A 17,271-nucleotide genomic window follows, 5' to 3' on the forward strand; every position below is an offset into this window, starting at 1 on the left:
CTCACTGGTTGCCTCCTGCACGCATGGCATCGGAAATGCGGGTGTCCAGCGCGTTGCGCAGGGCATCGCCCATGAACGTCAGCAGCAACAGCATCGCAACCAGCACGCCGAATGTGGACAACGAGATCCACCATGCGTCGAGATTCGCTTTGCCTTGCGCGAGCAGTTCGCCGAGACTTGGGGTCGGCGACGGCACGCCGAGGCCGAGAAAGTCGAGGCTGGTGAGCGCGAGAATCGCGCCACTCATGCGGAACGGCAGAAACGTGATCACCGGCGTCAGACTGTTGGGCAAGACGTGCCGCCACATGATCTGCCAGTTCGAGAGGCCCATCGCTCGTGCCGCACGCACATAATCCTGGTGGCGGTTGCGCAGAAACTCCGCGCGTACGTAATCGGACAAGCCAATCCAGCCGAACAGCGACAGCAGCACAATCAGCAGAATGAACCCCGGCTCGAAGATCGACGAGAAAATGATCAACAGGTAAAGCTCCGGCATGGCGCTCCAGATTTCGATCAGGCGCTGCCCGATGATGTCGATACGTCCTCCGAAGTAACCCTGCACGGCGCCCGCGGCAATCCCAAGCACGGTGCCGATCAAGGTCAGCACCAGCGCGAATTCCACCGACACGCGAAAACCGTACAGAAGACGCGCGAAGAGATCGCGACCACGGTCGTCGGTGCCGAACCAGTTATCGCGCGACGGCGGCGCCGGGTTCGGTGCCTTCGAGAAGTAATTCAGCGTGTCGTAGTAGTACCGGTTCGGCGGATACACGGCGAAGTTGCCCGGCGTGTCGAAACGATGCTTGATATACGGATCGAGATAGTCGGCGGGCGTCGGGAAGTCGCCGCCGAAAGTGGTCTCCGCATAGGTCTTGAACATCGGAAAATACAACTGCCCTTCATAACGCACCACAAGCGGCTTGTCGTTCGACCACAACGGCCCGGCGAGGCTCGCTGCAAAAGCCACGACGAAGATGATCAGACTCCAGTAGCCAAGACGCTGCTGGCGAAAACGCTGCCAGACGCGACGCGCGGGCGTGGGTGACACGAACGCGCGAGCCGGTTCGGTGCGCGCCGCCGCATCGGCTGAAAGACGGGCTCGATTCATCAGCGCTCCAGTTGTTCGAATTGGATGCGGGGATCGACCCACACATAGCAGAGATCGGAAATCAGCTTGGTCGCAAGACCGATCAGCGTGAACAGATAAAGCGTGCCGAGCACGACCGGATAGTCCCGCCGCACCACCGATTCGTACGACAGCAGGCCGAGTCCGTCGAGCGAAAACAGTGTCTCGATCAGCAGACTGCCGGTGAAAAACGCACCGATGAATGCCGCCGGGAAACCGACGATCAACGGCAGCAACGCGTTACGAAACACATGCTTCCACAGCACGCGCTTTTCCGACAAACCTTTGGCGCGCGCGGTCAGCACGTATTGCTTGCGAATCTCGTCGAGGAAGGCGTTTTTCGTCAGCATCGTGACGACCGCGAAACTGCCCACCACCGAGGCCGTGATCGGCAACGTGATGTGCCACAGATAGTCGACGATCTTGCCGCCAAAACTCAATTGCGCCCAGTTGTCTGAGGTGAGATTGCGCAGCGGGAACAACTGCAGGAAACTGCCGCCGCCAAACAGCACCAGCAACAGCACGCCCAATACAAAGCCCGGAATCGCATAGCCGACCAGCACGACGAGGCTCGTCGCGATATCGAAGCGCGAACCGTTGCGCACCGCTTTGGCGATGCCCAAGGGCACCGATATCAGATACGTCAGAAAGAACGTCCATAAGCCGATGCTGATCGACACCGGCAACTTCGAAACGATCAGCGACCACACGCTCTGGTGGCGGAAATAGCTCTGACCAAGGTCGAACGTCGAGAAGCGTTTGAGCATCAGGCCATAGCGTTCGAGCGGCGGTTTGTCGAAGCCATACAGCACTTTCAGTTGCGCGATCTGCTGCGCGTCGACACCGGTATGCGCGCGCAGGCCGAACGGCGCGCCATTCTCCGCGCCTTTGCGCAGCTCGTGCTGCATCTGCTCGACCGGGCCGCCCGGAACAAACTGGATCACGACGAAGGTCAGCGTCAACACGCCGAGCAAGGTCGGGATCATCAACAGCAGGCGTTTGAGGATGTAGCTCCACATGGCGTCGTTTCCGGTGCGAAGGCGGTGAATGAATGGACGCGTTCAGTGCGACGGTGCTTGCGGCGGTTGCGGCGGTTGCGGCTGGGCATACCACCACATCGACGTGATCCAGCCTTCCGCGCCATAGTACAGAGGCAGCGTCTTCGGCCAGGCGAGACCGCGCTTGAACGCCACCCGGTGCGAAGCGCTGTACCACTGCGGAATCACATAGTAGCCATGCATCAGCACGCGGTCGAGCGCGTGCGTAGCGTCGATCAGCTGCGCGCGCGTCTGCGCATGCACGAGCGCGCTCAGGATCGCGTCGACGGCCGGCGACTTTATCCCGATCACATTGTCCGAACCGTTGGTGTCCGCAGCCTTGCTACCAAAACGGTCGATCTGCTCCGAACCGGGCACCTGCACGTCTCCCATACGAATCGTGGTCGCATCGAAGTCGAATGCGTCGAGTCGCTTCTGATAGACCGCGAAGTCGGACGCTCGAAACCTCGCGGTGATGCCGAGCTTCTGCAGATTACGGACGAGGGTCGCGACGATCGGCTCAAACTGCGCGGACGAGCCGGAGTCGTCGAGTATCTCGAACTCGAATGGCTCACCTTTGGCATTACGCAGTGCATTGTCGCGATAGGTCCACCCCGCCTGCTGCAACAACGCGCGCGCTTGCAGCAGATTGGCGCGCAGCGAGCCTGGCGGATCGGTGTCGGGCTGCTTCGGCGGCAGACCGAACAAAGCCGGATCAAGTTTGGCGCGCCACGGGTCGAGCAGCGCCAACTCGCCAGGCGTTGGCATACCCTTCGCCTGCAATTCTGTATTGGCGAAGAAACTGTCGATGCGCGTGTACTGATTGAAGAACAGTTGCCGGTTCAGCCACTGAAAGTCGAGTGCGAGATCGAGCGCCTTGCGCACGCGGACGTCCTGAAACAATGGCCGCCGTGTATTGAGCACGAAGCCTTGCATGCCAATGCCGTTATGTTGCGGGAATTCGCGTTTGATCAACTCACCGCTATCGAACTTCTTGCCGACGTCGCGCCGCACCCAATTGCGCGCGATATATTCGACCAGTGCGTCGTACTCGCCCGCCTTGAATGCCTCGAGCCGCGCTGTGCTATCCGAATACAGCTTGTAGACGATCCGATCGAAATTGTTCATGCCGACCCGCACCGGCAACGTCGCACCCCAATAATTCGGATCGCGTCGATAGGCAATCGTGCGACCGTTCTCATACTGATCGATCAGATAAGGCCCGCTGGCGATCGGCTTCTCGAACGCCAACTGGTCGAACGCGATGCGGCTGCCGTCCGGCTTCATCCCCCACTTGCGCGAAAACACCGGCATGCCGCCCGCGAGCAGCGGCAACTCGCGATTGCGTTGATGAAACTCGAAGCGGATCGTATGCGGATCAACAACGACTGCGCGTGTGATCTCGCCAAAAAACGACGCGAATTGCGGCGCGGCCTGCGGGCTTTTCAGCGTGTCGAGCGAAAACTTGACGTCGTCCGCAGTAACCGGATCGCCGTTCGAAAAGCGCGCGCGCGGGTTGATGTGAAAAGTGGTCGACAGGCCGTCGGGCGCGATCTTGATGTCGTCCGCGAGCAGGCCATAGGCGGACGCCACTTCGTCGCTGCTGCCGATGGTCAGACTCTCGAACATCAGGTCGACGCCCGGTGCGGTGTTACCGCGCAGTGTGAACGGATTGAATTTATCGAAGCTGGTGAGCCGGCTCGGATTGGCCAGCACCAGCGTGCCACCCTTCGGCGCATCCGGGTTGACGTAGTCGAAGTGCTTGAAATCCGCGGGATATTTCGGCTCGCCGTATTGCGCGATCGCATAGACCGCCTGGGCCTCGGGCGCCGCGAGCAAACCGGCGAGAAGTGACACGCCGCACAGCGCAACAGCGCACGCCGAGCGCGAGGAGCGCGGCACAACCGGTAGACCGACACGCGATAGCCTATGAATCACGCTGCACCAAAGTGCACGAGGCGTTTGAACCCATCGCGAGCCAGTTGTCATAGGGGCCTTGTTGGTCAGTGGGCAATTGCGGCGTGAGGGAATTCTACCCAATAAACCCGCGCAGTCCGCACATCTCATCTGCAAGACATTCACGCGCGTGGTGCGCAAACCTCATTGGGAGAATTCATGGGCGTCCTCGCTGGCAAACGCATCCTGCTGACCGGCTTGCTCTGTTGACTCGGCGTTTTCAGCCCAGCCCGCAGGTTTCGCGAGCGCAATAACAAAACCGCCCTTTTTGGGGCGGTTTTTTCAACGCGGCAACTGCGTCAACTGTGGCTTTTTGATGGCTTAGTGCCAGCCACGACGATTGTCGTAGTGGTCACGGCCGTAATCGTAGCGGCCAGGGGGATGACGGCGATACCAGTCGTCACGCGCCCAGTAGCGGCGGCCGTCCCAGTAGCGGTCGCCGTGCCAGCCGATCACGATCGCCGGGCCGCCGTAGTACACGGGAGCCGGTTGATAGACGACGGGCGGCGGCGGGGGCGGCGGCGGTGCGTAGACCGGAGCCGGCGCCACGTAGACCGGCGCGGGAATGCCGATGTTGACACCAATGTTGAGCCCGCCGGCCATTGCAGCACCCGACGCAGCCAACCCGAGAACCCCGATCAGAAGTGGAACAAGACGTGCGGACTTCATTGATCACCCTTTTGAAGAATGTGTGTTGTTGGCCGAAATATAGCGCACGGCAGCCATCCGCGTATTTCAACTTTGTAATAACTGATGCACAAGATCGCATGGGTGCTCGCCTCGTTACGTCTCGTTACATTGGACGAAGGTTTGGTGAAAAAGTAGTGGCGGCGTAATCGAGCCGCCTTGTTGTTAGTCGCCCATCTGTCGGCAAGTTGCTCATCTTTCACCGCCCTCGCCGCGGCAGGGCGACTCTGGCCGCCGCTTTCGCACGCACCTGGTAATCCGGTCGCCGGCTTCACGATCCGCCTTGTGGCTGCGGCAATGGCGGCGCACTCAAATCAGTAGGATGTCGAAGCATTCTTGCGGCACGTAGCGGGCCTAACCTGACTGCAAAAACCGTCCGCTCCATTCGCCTCAATCGCCACTGCCTTCCCGTGCGTTCGCGCTGCGCCAGCAGGTGATTCATATCGGATCGCAAGAAGACAACGCGGCGCTGCCAAGCGTCGCCTCTCATCTCAGCAACCTCGCCACCTCTCCGCCGCGATAACCGCAGATCAACCACGCTCATTCGCATCGGCCGCCAAAACGAACATCGAATGTTCGAAAGAACATTCAAATAATATCCAGAAGTCACCGGTCGTCCGACCTCATCACCTTAAAAGCATGGTGCAAAGGCCAAATTCAATAGATATTTCAAGCAACTCAACCACTTAATCCATGGTTTTCCCTAGTATCCGGCCTCGCTACCAGTGATACGATGACTGACACTAAACGAAGATAAATGTTCGAATTCGCGCATGCCTGCCGTCCAGCGGCCAGTCAGCGGACACATTGGGTACGGAGACAGATTTTGAAAACAATCATTGGTTTGCGCTGGTGGATCATCGCGCTCGTATGCGTCGGGACGATCGTCAACTATCTGTCGCGCAACGCCCTCGGTGTGATGGCGCCTCAGTTGACGCAGTTGCTGCACATGAGCACCAAGCAGTACTCGTACGTAGTCGGTGCGTTCCAGGTCGGCTACACGATCATGCAGCCGGTATGCGGCCTGATCATCGACCTGATCGGCCTGAGGCTCGGCTTTGCGCTGTTCGCCTGCCTCTGGTCGCTGACGGGCGTGCTGCACGGTTTCGCGACTGGCTGGCTTTCGCTCGCAGCCTTGCGCGGACTCATGGGGTTGACTGAGGCCGTCGCCATCCCGGCAGGCATGAAGGTGGTCGCCGAATGGTTTCCCAATCGCGAGAAGTCCGTGGCCGTGGGCTACTTCAATGCAGGCACGTCGCTCGGTTCGCTGCTCGCCCCGCCGCTCGTCGTCTTCCTGTCGCTGAGATATGGCTGGCAAAGCGCGTTTGCGGTGACCGGTGCGCTCGGCTTCGTGTGGGCCGCCGCCTGGTATGTGCTGTATCGCTCGCCGGCCGATCACGCGCGCATCAGCGCGGCCGAGCGCGAGACAATCGTCAGCGGACAAACCCCTGGTGCGCCACAACGGCGCAGCATCCGCGAAGTGCTCCGCACGCGCCGCTTCTGGGCGATCGCACAAGCGCGCTTCTTCGCCGAGCCGGCGTGGCAAACGTTCAGCTTCTGGATTCCGCTTTACCTCGCAACGCAACGTCACATGGATCTGAAGCAGATCGCGCTGTTTGCGTGGCTGCCGTTTCTTGCCGCCGACCTCGGCGGCCTCTTCGGCGGCTACCTGTCACCGTTCCTGATGAAGCACTTGCGCATCCCGCTGATCGGCTCGCGCATCGCAGGTGTCGTGCTCGGCGCTTTCATGATGCTCGGACCGGCCTGTATCGGCCTCGTCGCGTCACCGTATCAGGCGATCGCGCTCTTCTGCGTGGGCGGCTTCGCGCATCAGATGATCTCGGCGCTCGTCAATACTCTTGCGGCCGACGTATTCGACCCCAGCGAAGTCGGCACCGTCGCCGGATTTGCCGGGATGTCCGCGTGGATCGGCGGCCTGGGCTTTTCGCTGCTTGTCGGCGCGCTGGCCGATACGATCGGCTACACGCCGCTCTTCGGCGCCCTCGGCGCGTTCGATCTCATCGGCGCCACGCTGCTGATCATTCTGATGCGCGGCGTCAAACGCGACGCACGTCCGCATCAAGTCGACAACAACGCCAGCCCTGCTGCGTGACCTCACTCGAAGACCCATCATGCGTTCACTGACGAATCTGAAGCACCCGCCGCTTTTTTCACTGTCTTCCCATGCCGGCAACCACGTCGTTCTTGCCGCGCAGGAAAACTGCCGGATCGAACTGTTCGTTCTCGCCGACGACATCATCCGCGTACTCGTGCTGCCGGACGGCGAAACGCGAGGTCCGCGTACCTGGTCTCTCGCGCCGGGCGCTGACGACGTTCCGCTCGAAGGCCGCGATCGCCGTGACATGAGCGGCTTTACGCCACCACCGTTCACGCTTTCAAGCGACGCCGGGCACGTCGTGGTCGAAACAGCGCGCATCCGTTTGACGGTCACGCTGGATGGCGGATTCTGCGCGTGGGACATCCTGCACGACTCGGCCTGGCATCGCGTGATGAGCGATCGGAAGACGCAGGCGTATAACTTCGGCTGGTGGGACGAGCGCGTGTACCACTACATCGAGCGTCGCAAGGACGAAATGTATGTGGGCCTGGGCGAGCGCGCCGGTTCGCTGAATCGCGCGGACCAGTCCTACGAAATGCGCAATATCGACGCGATGGGTTATAGCGCACGCACGACCGATCCGCTCTACAAGCACATCCCCTTCTACGTGACCTGGCAGCCGGAAAGCGCCACAGGATTCGGCCTGTTCTACGACACGCTCGCCGACTGCCGCTTCGATATGGGCCGCGAGCTCGACAACTATCACGGGCACTACCGGCACTTTGTCGCCGAGCATGGCGATCTCGACTATTACTTCATCGCATCGACGGGCACGCCCTTGCATGCAGTGCGCCGCTTTACGTGGCTGACCGGGCGTCCGGCCTGGATGCCGAAATGGGGACTCGGCTACTCCGGCTCGACGATGAGCTACACCGACGCGCCCGACGCGCAGCAGCGCATGGGCGAATTCATCGATCGATGCAGCGAGCACGACGTGCTGTGCGATTCGTTCCACTTGTCGTCGGGCTATACCTCGATCGGTCCGAAGCGCTACGTGTTCAACTGGAACCACGAGAAGTTTCCGGACATCGACGGCTTCGTGCGTGGCTATCTCGGGCATGGCGTGCGTCTGTGCGCGAATATCAAACCGTGCCTGTTGCAGGATCATCCGGCCTTCGACGAAGTGGCGCGCGCCGGTTTGCTGATCGCGTCGAGTGACGGCGATCCGGCGTGGGTACAGTTCTGGGACGAAGTCGGCGCATATCTGGACTTCACGAATCCCGCCACCATCGACTGGTGGAAAGCCCGCGTGAAAGACAGCCTGTTGAAACACGGTATCGCCGCAACCTGGAACGACAACAACGAATTCGAAATCTGGTCGCCCGACGCGATTGCCCAGGGCTTCGGCCAACCGTCTCCCGCACGCGAGGCGAAGGTGCTGCAAACGCAGTTGATGATGCGCGCGTCGCACGACGCACAGCGCGAATACGCGCCGGACCGCCGGCCATTTCTCGTGTCCCGCTCAGGCGGCGTCGGTATGCAACGCTATGTGCAAACCTGGTCCGGCGACAACTACACCTCGTGGGAAACGCTGCGTTTCAATCTGAAGATGGGCCTCGGACTCGCGATGTCCGGCGTGTCGAACAGCGGCCACGATATCGGCGGATTCTCGGGTCCGGCGCCGGGTCCGGAGTTGTTCGTCCGCTGGGTCGCCTTCGGCATCTTCCTGCCGCGCTTCAGCATTCATTCCTGGAACGACGACGGCACGGTCAATGAGCCGTGGATGTATCCCGAAGTCACGCAGCAGGTCGCGGCGCTGATCAAACTGCGCTACCGGCTGATTCCCTACCTGTACGAGTTGCTATGGCAATCGCACAGCGCGTACGAACCGGTATTGCGTCCGATGTTCGCGGAGTTTCCGCACGATCCGCGTTGCCTCGCGGATGGCGACGACATGATGCTGGGCTCGTCGATGCTGGTTGCACCGGTGGTGGAGGCGGGCCAGTCGACGCGCGACATCTATCTGCCGACCGGTGCACGTTGGGCGTCGTACTGGAGCGGCGAGGTGTTCGAAGGCGGCCAGACGGTGACGCTGCCTGCCCCATTCGAGCAGCCCGTGACCTTGCTTCGCGAGGGCAGCGTAATTCCGCTGAACATCGCTGAACAACACTTCGGCCGTCCCGCCGACGAACGTGCGTTCATTGCCGTGCCACACGTCGGCACAGGCATCGCTCGCGGCGGCTGCGTCGAAGACGACGGCGAAAGCGAAGCCTGGCGCACAGGCGCGCAAGGCCACTGGCAGGTCACGATTACAAGCGATGCGAGCACGCTGCGCATTTCGATCGTGCGGGAAGGCTGGGTCCAGCAGCCGCAGCAGGAAATTCGACTGTTCGTGCCGGCCAGCGAGGTGCGCGCGGTCGTCTGCCTCGACGGCGCGCTGGTGGCCGACCACACCGCCGACGGCTGGCGATGCCTGTCGATTGCCATCGCCCCCTAACCCAGCATGCATCACCGACCTGAAGACCAACGACCACCTATCCAATCCGGAGACCCGTTAGCCATGAACTCATTGAAGCGCGCGCGTACACGCGCACTCGTCCTCTCGTGCCTGCCGTTTGCGGGCATCGTGCTGTCAAGCGGCGCGTCGGCGCAAAGCAGCGTGACGCTGTACGGCGTCGTCGACAACGCGTTCACCTATGTCAGCAACCAGAAGGGACACTCCAACTTCTACATGAGCCAGGGCAACCTGCAGGCGAGCAAGTTCGGCCTGCTCGGTGCTGAAGACATTGGCGGCGGCACGAAGGTGATTTTCAGGCTTGAAAGCGGCTTTAACTCGCTGACCGGCGCACAGAGTAGCGCAGGCTTCATTTTCAATCGGCAAGCGTACGTCGGGCTCAACAACGACCGATACGGAACGGTGACACTCGGCCGCCAGTACACGCCCTACTTCCAGATGGTCGGCGCACTAGGGCCGACAGGCGTATTGACGGGCGCGACAGGTGCGCATCCGGGCGACCTCGACGCGCTCGACACCACGTTACGCCTCAACAATTCGGTTACCTATCTTTCGCCGAACCTCGCCGGTTTGCAATTCAGCGCGCAGTACGGCCTGGGCGGTGTGCCGGGCAGCGTGGCCAACGGCAGCCAATTCAGCGCGGCGGCCCGCTACGACTACCAGCCGATTGCGATCGCGGTGGGCTACGTGAAACTGAAAGACATCGCGACGAGCCAGGCGCTCGGCACCTACGCGGTCAACTCACCGGTCAACAGCGGCTATGCGACGGCACGCAGCGCGCAGTTGTTCGCCGCAGCGGCTCGCTACACCCACCAGGGCCTGATGGTCGGCGTGAACTATTCGAACGTACAGTACGCGCCTGGCTCCGGTTCGCTGTTCACCGGCGAAGGCGTGTTCAATACGTACGGCGTGATTTCCACATACCGGATCACGCCGGCCGTGACGGTCGGCGCCGGCTACAGCTACACGCAAGCGAGCAAAGCGAATGGCATCAGCGATGCAGCGCGCTATCAGCAGGTCTCGCTCGAGCAGACGTACAACCTCTCCGCCCGCACGACGCTATACGCACTGGAGGCCTATCAGCATGCGAGAGGCAAGACGCTGGTCGCGTCGGGCAGCACGGGCACGAGTATTACTGACGCAGTGGCTGTGGTCGGCGACTCGCAGAATACGACGCCGTCGTCAGGGCCGTCACAATTCGTCGGCATGGTGGGGTTGCGGCACGCGTTTTGATGCGGTCAGCGTGTTGCCTCACGCAAACCACGCACACGGTAGGCGGAAACCGGCTCAGTCTGCCCGTTCCCCCAGCTATGCCGGATGTACGTAACGACGTCAGCGACTTCCTGGTCACTGAGTGTCCCACGATAGGCAGGCATCGGATACGGCGCCGGCACCCCCTGAATCTTCAACGCACCGGTTCCGTTCAGGACGACGTTGATCAGCGAAGACGGATCCTTCTCCAGTGCGTTCGGATTGCCAGCCAGTGGCGCCAGCAGCGGAGCATAGCCTCGTCCCGTCACTCCGTGACAGTGCAGGCAGTAGGTCGCGTACGTCGCCGCCCCAAGCTGGCCTCCGGCCATCGCATGCGCCATTGCTCCCGTCGTACTGCCGTCGTAAGGTGCGCCATCACCAGAGCTGCGCGTTGGCCCAAGCGACTTCAGATAGTGCGCCATCGCGGCCCGATCCGCATCGCTCAGATACTGCGTGCTGTGATTGATCACATCGGTCATTGGACCAAATGCAGTCGCATGCCGGTTGGCACCGGTCCTCAGGAACAAGGCCACGTCTTCCTCGCTCCAGCGGCCAAGCCCGGTGTTGCTGTCGCCCGTCAGGTTCGACGCGAACCACCCGTCGAGCGCAGCACCGCCAAGGAATGCCGTACCGCGCTCATTGAGCGCCTTCTCCTGGAACGCGATCCCACGCGCGGTATGGCATGCACCGCAGTGGCCGAGCGTCTGGACGAGATAAGCCCCACGATTCCACTGCGCATCCTTGCCGGGGACTTCCTGATAGGGCGCATCGTCGACGAACAGCAGATTCCAGAACTTCAGCGGCCAGCGCGCATTCAGCGGCCACGGAATATCCGGCTTGCGGTTCGGTTGACTCACCGGCTGCACGCCGCGCATGAAATACGCGTACAGCGCATGGATGTCGGCGTCGCTCGTCCTCGCGTACGACGGGTACGGCATCGCCGGATAGAGATTGTGACCGTCCTTTGCGACACCCTTGCGCATCGCAGCGGCAAAATCCGCTTCCGAATAACGGGCGATGCCGGTCTCGGCGTCCGGTGTGATGTTGGTCGAATAGATCCGCCCCATCGGCGTGTTCATCGGCAGGCCGCCCGAGAACGGCTTGCCGCGTGCCGCGGTGTGGCAGGCAATGCAGTCGCCGGCCTTCGCGAGATACGCACCGCGCGCGATCAGATCGGCGTCGGCGGCTGGAGCCGCACTGGCCGAAACGGATAGCGCCAGCAGCGCGGCCCCTACCGCGATGGAGGCAAGACGGGACACACCCGTAGCAGGAATCGAACGCTTCACGATCATGCCCCTCATGCCGCGTTGAGCTGGTTGCCGACCGGCAGCGTACGCAGACGCTTGCCGGTCGCCGCGAAAATCGCATTGGTCACCGCCGGTGCCACCACCGCGGTACCCGGCTCGCCGATACCGCCCGACGCTTCGGTACTTTTCACGATGTGCACCTCGATCTTCGGTGCCTCGTGTATCCGCAGCATCCGGTAGTCGTTGAAGTTCCCCTGCTCGACCCGCCCGTCCTTGAGGGTGATCTCACCATGCAGCGCCGCGGTGATCCCGAAGATCAGACCGCCCTGCATCTGCGCCTCGATTGTGTCGGGGTTGATCACCTGTCCGCAGTCGACCACGCAGACCACACGATCGACGCCGACCTTGCCGTCGATCACGGTGACCTCCGCCACCGCGCAGAAAAAGCTGCCGAATGCGCTCATCACCGACACGCCCCGCCCAGCGTGAGTGCCCAGCGGCCGACCCCAGCCCGACACCCGTTGCGCCACCTCCAGCACGTTCTTCGTGCGTGGAGACTTGCCGAGCAGCGCGAGCCGATAGGCGACAGGGTCCACCTTCGCCAGCCCCGCCAGTTCGTCGATGAAACTTTCGGTCACGAACGTGCTGCGCATCGGGCCGACACCACGCCAGAAACCGGTCTGTACACCGCGCGGCTCCTGCCGCACGTAGTCCACCTTCTGATTCGGCAGGTCGTACGGAAGGTCCGACGCGACTTCAATCGCGTCGAAATCCAGGTTGTTCCTGAAGAGCGGCGGAGCGAAGCGCGCAACGACCGACGAGCCGACCACACGATGCGTCCATGCCACGGGTTTCCCATGACCGTCCAGGCCGGCCGAGATCCGGTCGTAGTAGCACGGCCGGTACAGGTCGTGCTGGATGTCCTGTTCGCGTGTCCACGTCATCTTGACCGGTGCGTCGACGTGCCGGCCGATGAGCAGTGCCTGCGCGATCGTATCCGGTTCAAGCCGGCGCCCGAAGCCACCTCCGAGCAGATGGTTGTGCAGTGTGATCTTCTCCGCCGGCAGGCCGGTGACGGCCATCGCCGCACCCATCGCCCGCGTCGGGCTCTGGGTGCCGACCCAGATATCGCATGCGTCAGCGCGCACGTGAACCGTGCAGTTCATCGGCTCCATCGGCGCATGCGCAAGGAACGGTTGCCGGTAGACGGCATCCAGCTTCTTTGCCGCGCCACGAAACGCCTGTTCGACGTCACCCTGATGGCGCGCAACCGCGCCGTCGCGATGCGACGCGCGCTCAAGGTCATCGAACAGCATTTGCGACGACAGGTCTGCATTTGCGCCCTCGTTCCATTCAATCTCAAGCGCGGCCGCACCGCGCATCGCCGCCCACGTATGATCGCCAATTACCGCTACCGCATTGTCGAGTTGCACCACCTCGCGCACACCGGACATGCGACGGGTGGCCGCGTCATCGACATGAGCGACCTTGCCGCCAACAACTGGACAGTTCACGACTGCGGCATACAGCATCCCCGGCACCTGGACGTCAATGCCGAACTTCGCCGTACCGTTGGTCTTCTCAACAGAATCCAGCCGATGCGCCCTCGTCCCGATGAGTCTGAAATCCTGAGGTTTTTTCAGCGTGACACCCGACACCAGTGCGTCGGTCACCGGCTCCTTCGCTGCCGCGTCGACGAGCGCACCATAGGCGAGCCGGCGACCGCTTGCAGGGTGGATGACCATACCCGCTTCTGCACGACACGACGCCGGGTCCACGCTCCATTGCCGCGCCGCCGCGTTGACCAGCAGCGTGCGCGCGACCGCGCCAGCCCGGCGCATGCGCTCCGAACTTGAGCGCACCGACATCGACAGACCAGTGGTCTGTTCGTGCATCAGCGGATCGGTATAGAGATCGGGATTGGCTGGTGCATGTTCGAGCGTGACCTGTGACAGCGGCACCTCCAGCTCTTCCGCGATCAGCATCGGAAACGCGGTGTAGATGCCCTGCCCCATCTCCACCTTCATCATCACGAGCCGGACCTGGCCTGCCTGGTCGATACGCACGAAGGCGTTCGGCGTGAATCCGCTGTCGTGCGGCACCCGTTGCACGGCCTTGCCCGCTCGCCGCTCCTCGCCATGGCCGCTCACGCTGAAGCCGAGCAGCAGCCCGCCCCCGGCAACCGCACTCACGGCAAGGCCCAGCTTCAGGAACTGGCGGCGTGCCAGCGGATCCCTGTCCCGTAGCGCCGGTTGCAGGCGCTCGTCCAATGATTGACGCGTCATCTCATACCTCCCGCGCCGCGCGATGGATTGCTGCACGAACCCGCACGTAGGTGCCACAGCGACAGACGTTACCTGCCATCGCAGCGTCGATGTCGCCATCGGTCGGATTCGGGTTCGCCGCGATCAGCGCCGCCGCGGCCATCACCTGGCCCGACTGGCAGTAGCCGCACTGCACGACGTCAAGATCCACCCATGCCTGCTGGACCTTCCGGCCCGCCGACGTTGCGCCGATCGCCTCGATTGTCGTGACGCGGCGGGTGCCCACCTGGGCCACCGGCGTCACACACGCGCGCGCCGGCTCACCGTCGAGATGCACCGTGCACGCGCCGCACTGCGCGATCCCGCAGCCAAACTTCGTTCCAGTCAAGCCGACGGTATCCCGTAGCACCCACAGCAGTGGCATGTCCGGGGGAGCGTCGACCATGTGATCCTGTCCATTGATATTGAGCGTGATCATCTGTCGATTCTTGTTGGAAAATCAGGTGTGGGGAATTCGCTGCGGGGAGCAGCGGTACGGGCATACGAGCCAAAACAGGGGCTGCAAACCAGCCGGCCGCGGCGTGTAAAGCCGGGCGTTCATCGGGACTGAAACACCATTCGCAGTCCTGAGCCAGACGACCCGCCGGTTCTACCGACGGGCCATCCTCAAACGATCAACCGTTGAGCTTCGGCGAAAGCAGGTCCTGCAGACCGATCGCGTAGTACATCTCGCGGCGCATCCGGTCCGCCACGCCATTGACGATCTCCGCGCCGTCCTGCGACGGATCCACGTGCACGCGGAACGGCCGCTTGCCGAACGGCAAACCCACTACGCGAACGATCTCCGCGGCGACCTCCGCCGGATCCGCATCCGCCGGCTCCAGGCTTGCCAGCCCCTTCAGCGCCTGATCCGTCACGCCAGCATACGGGCCGTTTTCGTATTCGGCCGCGACATGCGCATCGGCCGGCTTGCCCGAGTGCGCGAAGTGGTTCGTGCCCTTGGTGAACGCGCCCGGCACCATGATCGTCGTCTCGATGCCCCAGCGCGCCAGCTCCGTCGAGTACGACACCGCAAGCGCATCCATCGCCGCCTTCGCCGCGAAATACGGTGCGAGGAACGGCGGCGTGCCGCCGCGCGTGGACGACGAGCCGACCCACACCAGCAGCCCCTTGCCCTGCTTGCGCAGATACGGCAGCGCCGCACGGTTCACCCGCTGCGCGCCGAGCACGTTGACGTCGTACTGCTGGATCATTTGCTCGGGCGTAAACGCCTCGGCCGGGCCGAACACCATGTGACCGGCGTTGTGCACGATCACATCGAGACGACCGGAGTCCTTCAGGATGTGCGCAATGGCGTCGGCAACCGACGCCTCGGACTGCACATCCAGTTCGGCCGTGCGCAAATCGAGCGATTTTTCCTTCGACCACTGTGCGATTTCCGCGACGCGAGGCGCGTTGCGGCCCTGCGTTTCGCGCATCGACGCGTAGACGGTATGGCCCGCTTCGGCCAGCGCACGGGCCGTCATTAAACCGAAACCGGATGATGCGCCAGTCACGAGAATGGTGTACGTCATGAGTTATCTCCTGGATTCAATGTCCGACTACGGGTTGCGAAGGCTGGACCACCCGGACCCGGCCTGTTCCGGTGCGATCGCCGAAAATCGACCGGTAGAGGTCAATCCCGCTATCCAGATGTGTGCGGAATCCGAACTGCTGATCCAGCATTGCCAACATGTCGGCACGCTCAATGCGCATCACATAGCTGTGCTCGTTCGTCACAAACACACACGATTCGCCGTGCGCCTCAGCAGCACTGAACCACTTGCCCGGGTCCGCATGGCCACTTCTTACGGTGCGTCCGGCATGCTCGACCTGCCAACCACCGTCGAGCAGGATCCAGTACGGCGCATCCGGCTCGACACCGTGATCGCACGTTGCGATCACGGCACCGGCATCCGCTTCCCACTCGCGTGAGTGGTCGATCACCCACCGGAGCTGCGCCGTAGACAGTGCAGTGAAAAACGGCGTATGTCGCAGAAGGTGCAAATACGTAACAGAGGGTCTCATCGTCATCTTCTGTGCAGCGTCCGGCTCCCGCTTTCCGCCGCATGATGCCAATCCCAATACTGCGATCAGCGTCAGGATGGAGGTGGAGAGACGCAGGCGCCAACGCGCCGCGCCTCCCGGAGCCTGAAAGGTCACCATGTCAGGTTCCACTATCGGCTCGCCGGTACGTCAGGCAATGCCGCCGTTGGCACGCAGCACCTGGCCGTTCACCCATGCACCATCCGGGCCGGCAAGGAACGCCACCGCGTTCGCGATGTCTTCCGGTTGGCCCAGACGTTCGAGCGGCGGCATCTTCGAGAACTGTGCGATCTGCTCGTCGGTCTTGCCGTTCAGGAACAGGTCCGTTGCCACCGGACCCGGCGCCACGCAGTTCACCGTAATGCGACGGCCGCGCAGTTCCTTCGCGAACACGCGCGAGAACGCTTCCACCGCCGCCTTCGTGCCGTTGTAAATCGAGTAGCCCGGCAGGTTCAGCGCGAGCGTCGTGCTCGACAGATTGATGATCCGCCCACCATCGTTCAGGCGCGTCGCTGCCTCGCGCAGCATGTTGAACACGCCGCCAACGTTGATCGCAAACGTCTGCGCGAACACCTCGTCGGTGGTCTGCGCGAGCGGCACCGTCTTCAGGATGCCGGCGTTGTTCACCACCACGTCGATCTTGCCGAGTTGCTGCTCGACCGTTTCGAACAGACGGCGCACGTCTTCGACCTTCGAGACGTCGCCCTGAACCGCCACCGCCTTGCCACCGGCCTGTGCCAGCTCGGCGACGAGCTTGTCCGCCTCGGCGGAGCTCGACGCATAGTTGACCGCGACCGCGAAACCGTCACGGACGAGGCGACGCGCGATGGTTGCGCCGATGCCACGGGAAGCGCCGGTCACGATCGCGACGCCGGATTGATTTGCTGCACTCATCGAAAATCTCCTATTCAGGTTGAAACCTGAGCAGGATATTGACCGACATCGCGACAAAGATAATTAGCTATGTTTTGCCATCACTGTTTCATTTGCTTTAACTATTGACAAAGGAATCATACCGGTAAACACCGATACAAAAAACCCGTA

13 protein-coding genes are annotated in these 17,271 nt (G+C 62.2%); 3 read left to right on the forward strand and 10 right to left on the reverse strand.

What is annotated here, in order from left to right; translation table 11 throughout:
- Nucleotide 1: 1 nt before the first annotated feature.
- From M0D67_RS01740 to M0D67_RS01755, 4 genes are all read right to left on the reverse strand, one after another.
- Nucleotides 2-1,108, reverse strand: coding sequence for an ABC transporter permease (locus tag M0D67_RS01740; RefSeq protein WP_093633378.1), 1,107 nt, complete (start codon nt 1,106-1,108; stop codon nt 2-4).
- Nucleotides 1,108-2,145, reverse strand: a complete 1,038-nt coding sequence (locus tag M0D67_RS01745; protein ID WP_154566954.1) for a microcin C ABC transporter permease YejB — start codon at nt 2,143-2,145, stop codon at nt 1,108-1,110. Before M0D67_RS01745 ends, M0D67_RS01740 begins: the two co-directional genes overlap by 1 nt.
- A 42-nt stretch (nt 2,146-2,187) precedes the next feature.
- Nucleotides 2,188-4,152, reverse strand: a complete 1,965-nt coding sequence (locus M0D67_RS01750) for an extracellular solute-binding protein (protein ID WP_154566953.1) — start codon at nt 4,150-4,152, stop codon at nt 2,188-2,190.
- A 288-nt stretch (nt 4,153-4,440) separates the two neighbouring features.
- Nucleotides 4,441-4,788 (reverse strand): hypothetical protein, encoded by a 348-nt coding sequence (locus M0D67_RS01755; protein ID WP_171925499.1) that lies wholly within the window; start codon nt 4,786-4,788, stop codon nt 4,441-4,443.
- A gap of 844 nt (nt 4,789-5,632) precedes the next feature.
- On the opposite strand from M0D67_RS01755, the gene M0D67_RS01760 reads away from it, so the two are divergent.
- From M0D67_RS01760 to M0D67_RS01770, 3 genes are all read left to right on the forward strand, one after another.
- A complete protein-coding gene (locus tag M0D67_RS01760; protein WP_171925498.1) occupies nt 5,633-6,919 on the forward strand; it encodes an MFS transporter in 1,287 nt (428 codons plus the stop codon).
- Nucleotides 6,920-6,938: 19 nt separating this feature from the next.
- Nucleotides 6,939-9,362 (forward strand): glycoside hydrolase family 31 protein, encoded by a 2,424-nt coding sequence (locus M0D67_RS01765; RefSeq protein WP_171925497.1) that lies wholly within the window; start codon nt 6,939-6,941, stop codon nt 9,360-9,362.
- 63 nt (nt 9,363-9,425) lie between these two features.
- Nucleotides 9,426-10,613 carry a porin gene (locus tag M0D67_RS01770; protein WP_266237010.1) on the forward strand — a complete coding sequence of 396 codons (1,188 nt, stop codon included), beginning with the start codon at nt 9,426-9,428 and terminating at the stop codon, nt 10,611-10,613.
- Between the two features lie 5 nt (nt 10,614-10,618).
- On the opposite strand, the gene M0D67_RS01775 is transcribed toward M0D67_RS01770, so the two are convergent.
- The 6 genes from M0D67_RS01775 to M0D67_RS01800 form a co-directional block, all read right to left on the reverse strand.
- Nucleotides 10,619-11,872 carry a cytochrome c gene (locus M0D67_RS01775; protein ID WP_233465373.1) on the reverse strand — a complete coding sequence of 418 codons (1,254 nt, stop codon included), beginning with the start codon at nt 11,870-11,872 and terminating at the stop codon, nt 10,619-10,621.
- A 56-nt stretch (nt 11,873-11,928) separates the two neighbouring features.
- Entirely contained in the window at nt 11,929-14,163 is a 2,235-nt protein-coding gene (locus M0D67_RS01780) for a xanthine dehydrogenase family protein molybdopterin-binding subunit (RefSeq protein ID WP_266237012.1), read from the reverse strand.
- A 1-nt stretch (nt 14,164) separates the two neighbouring features.
- Nucleotides 14,165-14,620 carry a (2Fe-2S)-binding protein gene (locus M0D67_RS01785; protein ID WP_154567378.1) on the reverse strand — a complete coding sequence of 152 codons (456 nt, stop codon included), beginning with the start codon at nt 14,618-14,620 and terminating at the stop codon, nt 14,165-14,167.
- 196 nt (nt 14,621-14,816) lie between these two features.
- The gene (locus M0D67_RS01790; protein ID WP_154567379.1) at nt 14,817-15,716 is read right to left on the reverse strand and encodes an SDR family oxidoreductase; all 900 of its coding nucleotides are present in this window, start codon (nt 15,714-15,716) and stop codon (nt 14,817-14,819) included.
- A 16-nt stretch (nt 15,717-15,732) separates the two neighbouring features.
- Nucleotides 15,733-16,347, reverse strand: a complete 615-nt coding sequence (locus tag M0D67_RS01795) for a hypothetical protein (protein ID WP_266237016.1) — start codon at nt 16,345-16,347, stop codon at nt 15,733-15,735.
- A gap of 30 nt (nt 16,348-16,377) precedes the next feature.
- Nucleotides 16,378-17,121 (reverse strand): SDR family oxidoreductase, encoded by a 744-nt coding sequence (locus M0D67_RS01800; RefSeq protein WP_154567381.1) that lies wholly within the window; start codon nt 17,119-17,121, stop codon nt 16,378-16,380.
- Between the last annotated feature and the right edge of the window lie 150 nt (nt 17,122-17,271).

Origin of the sequence: Paraburkholderia sp. SECH4 (assembly GCF_030511745.1) — a bacterium.
GTDB classification, from domain to species: domain Bacteria; phylum Pseudomonadota; class Gammaproteobacteria; order Burkholderiales; family Burkholderiaceae; genus Paraburkholderia; species Paraburkholderia madseniana.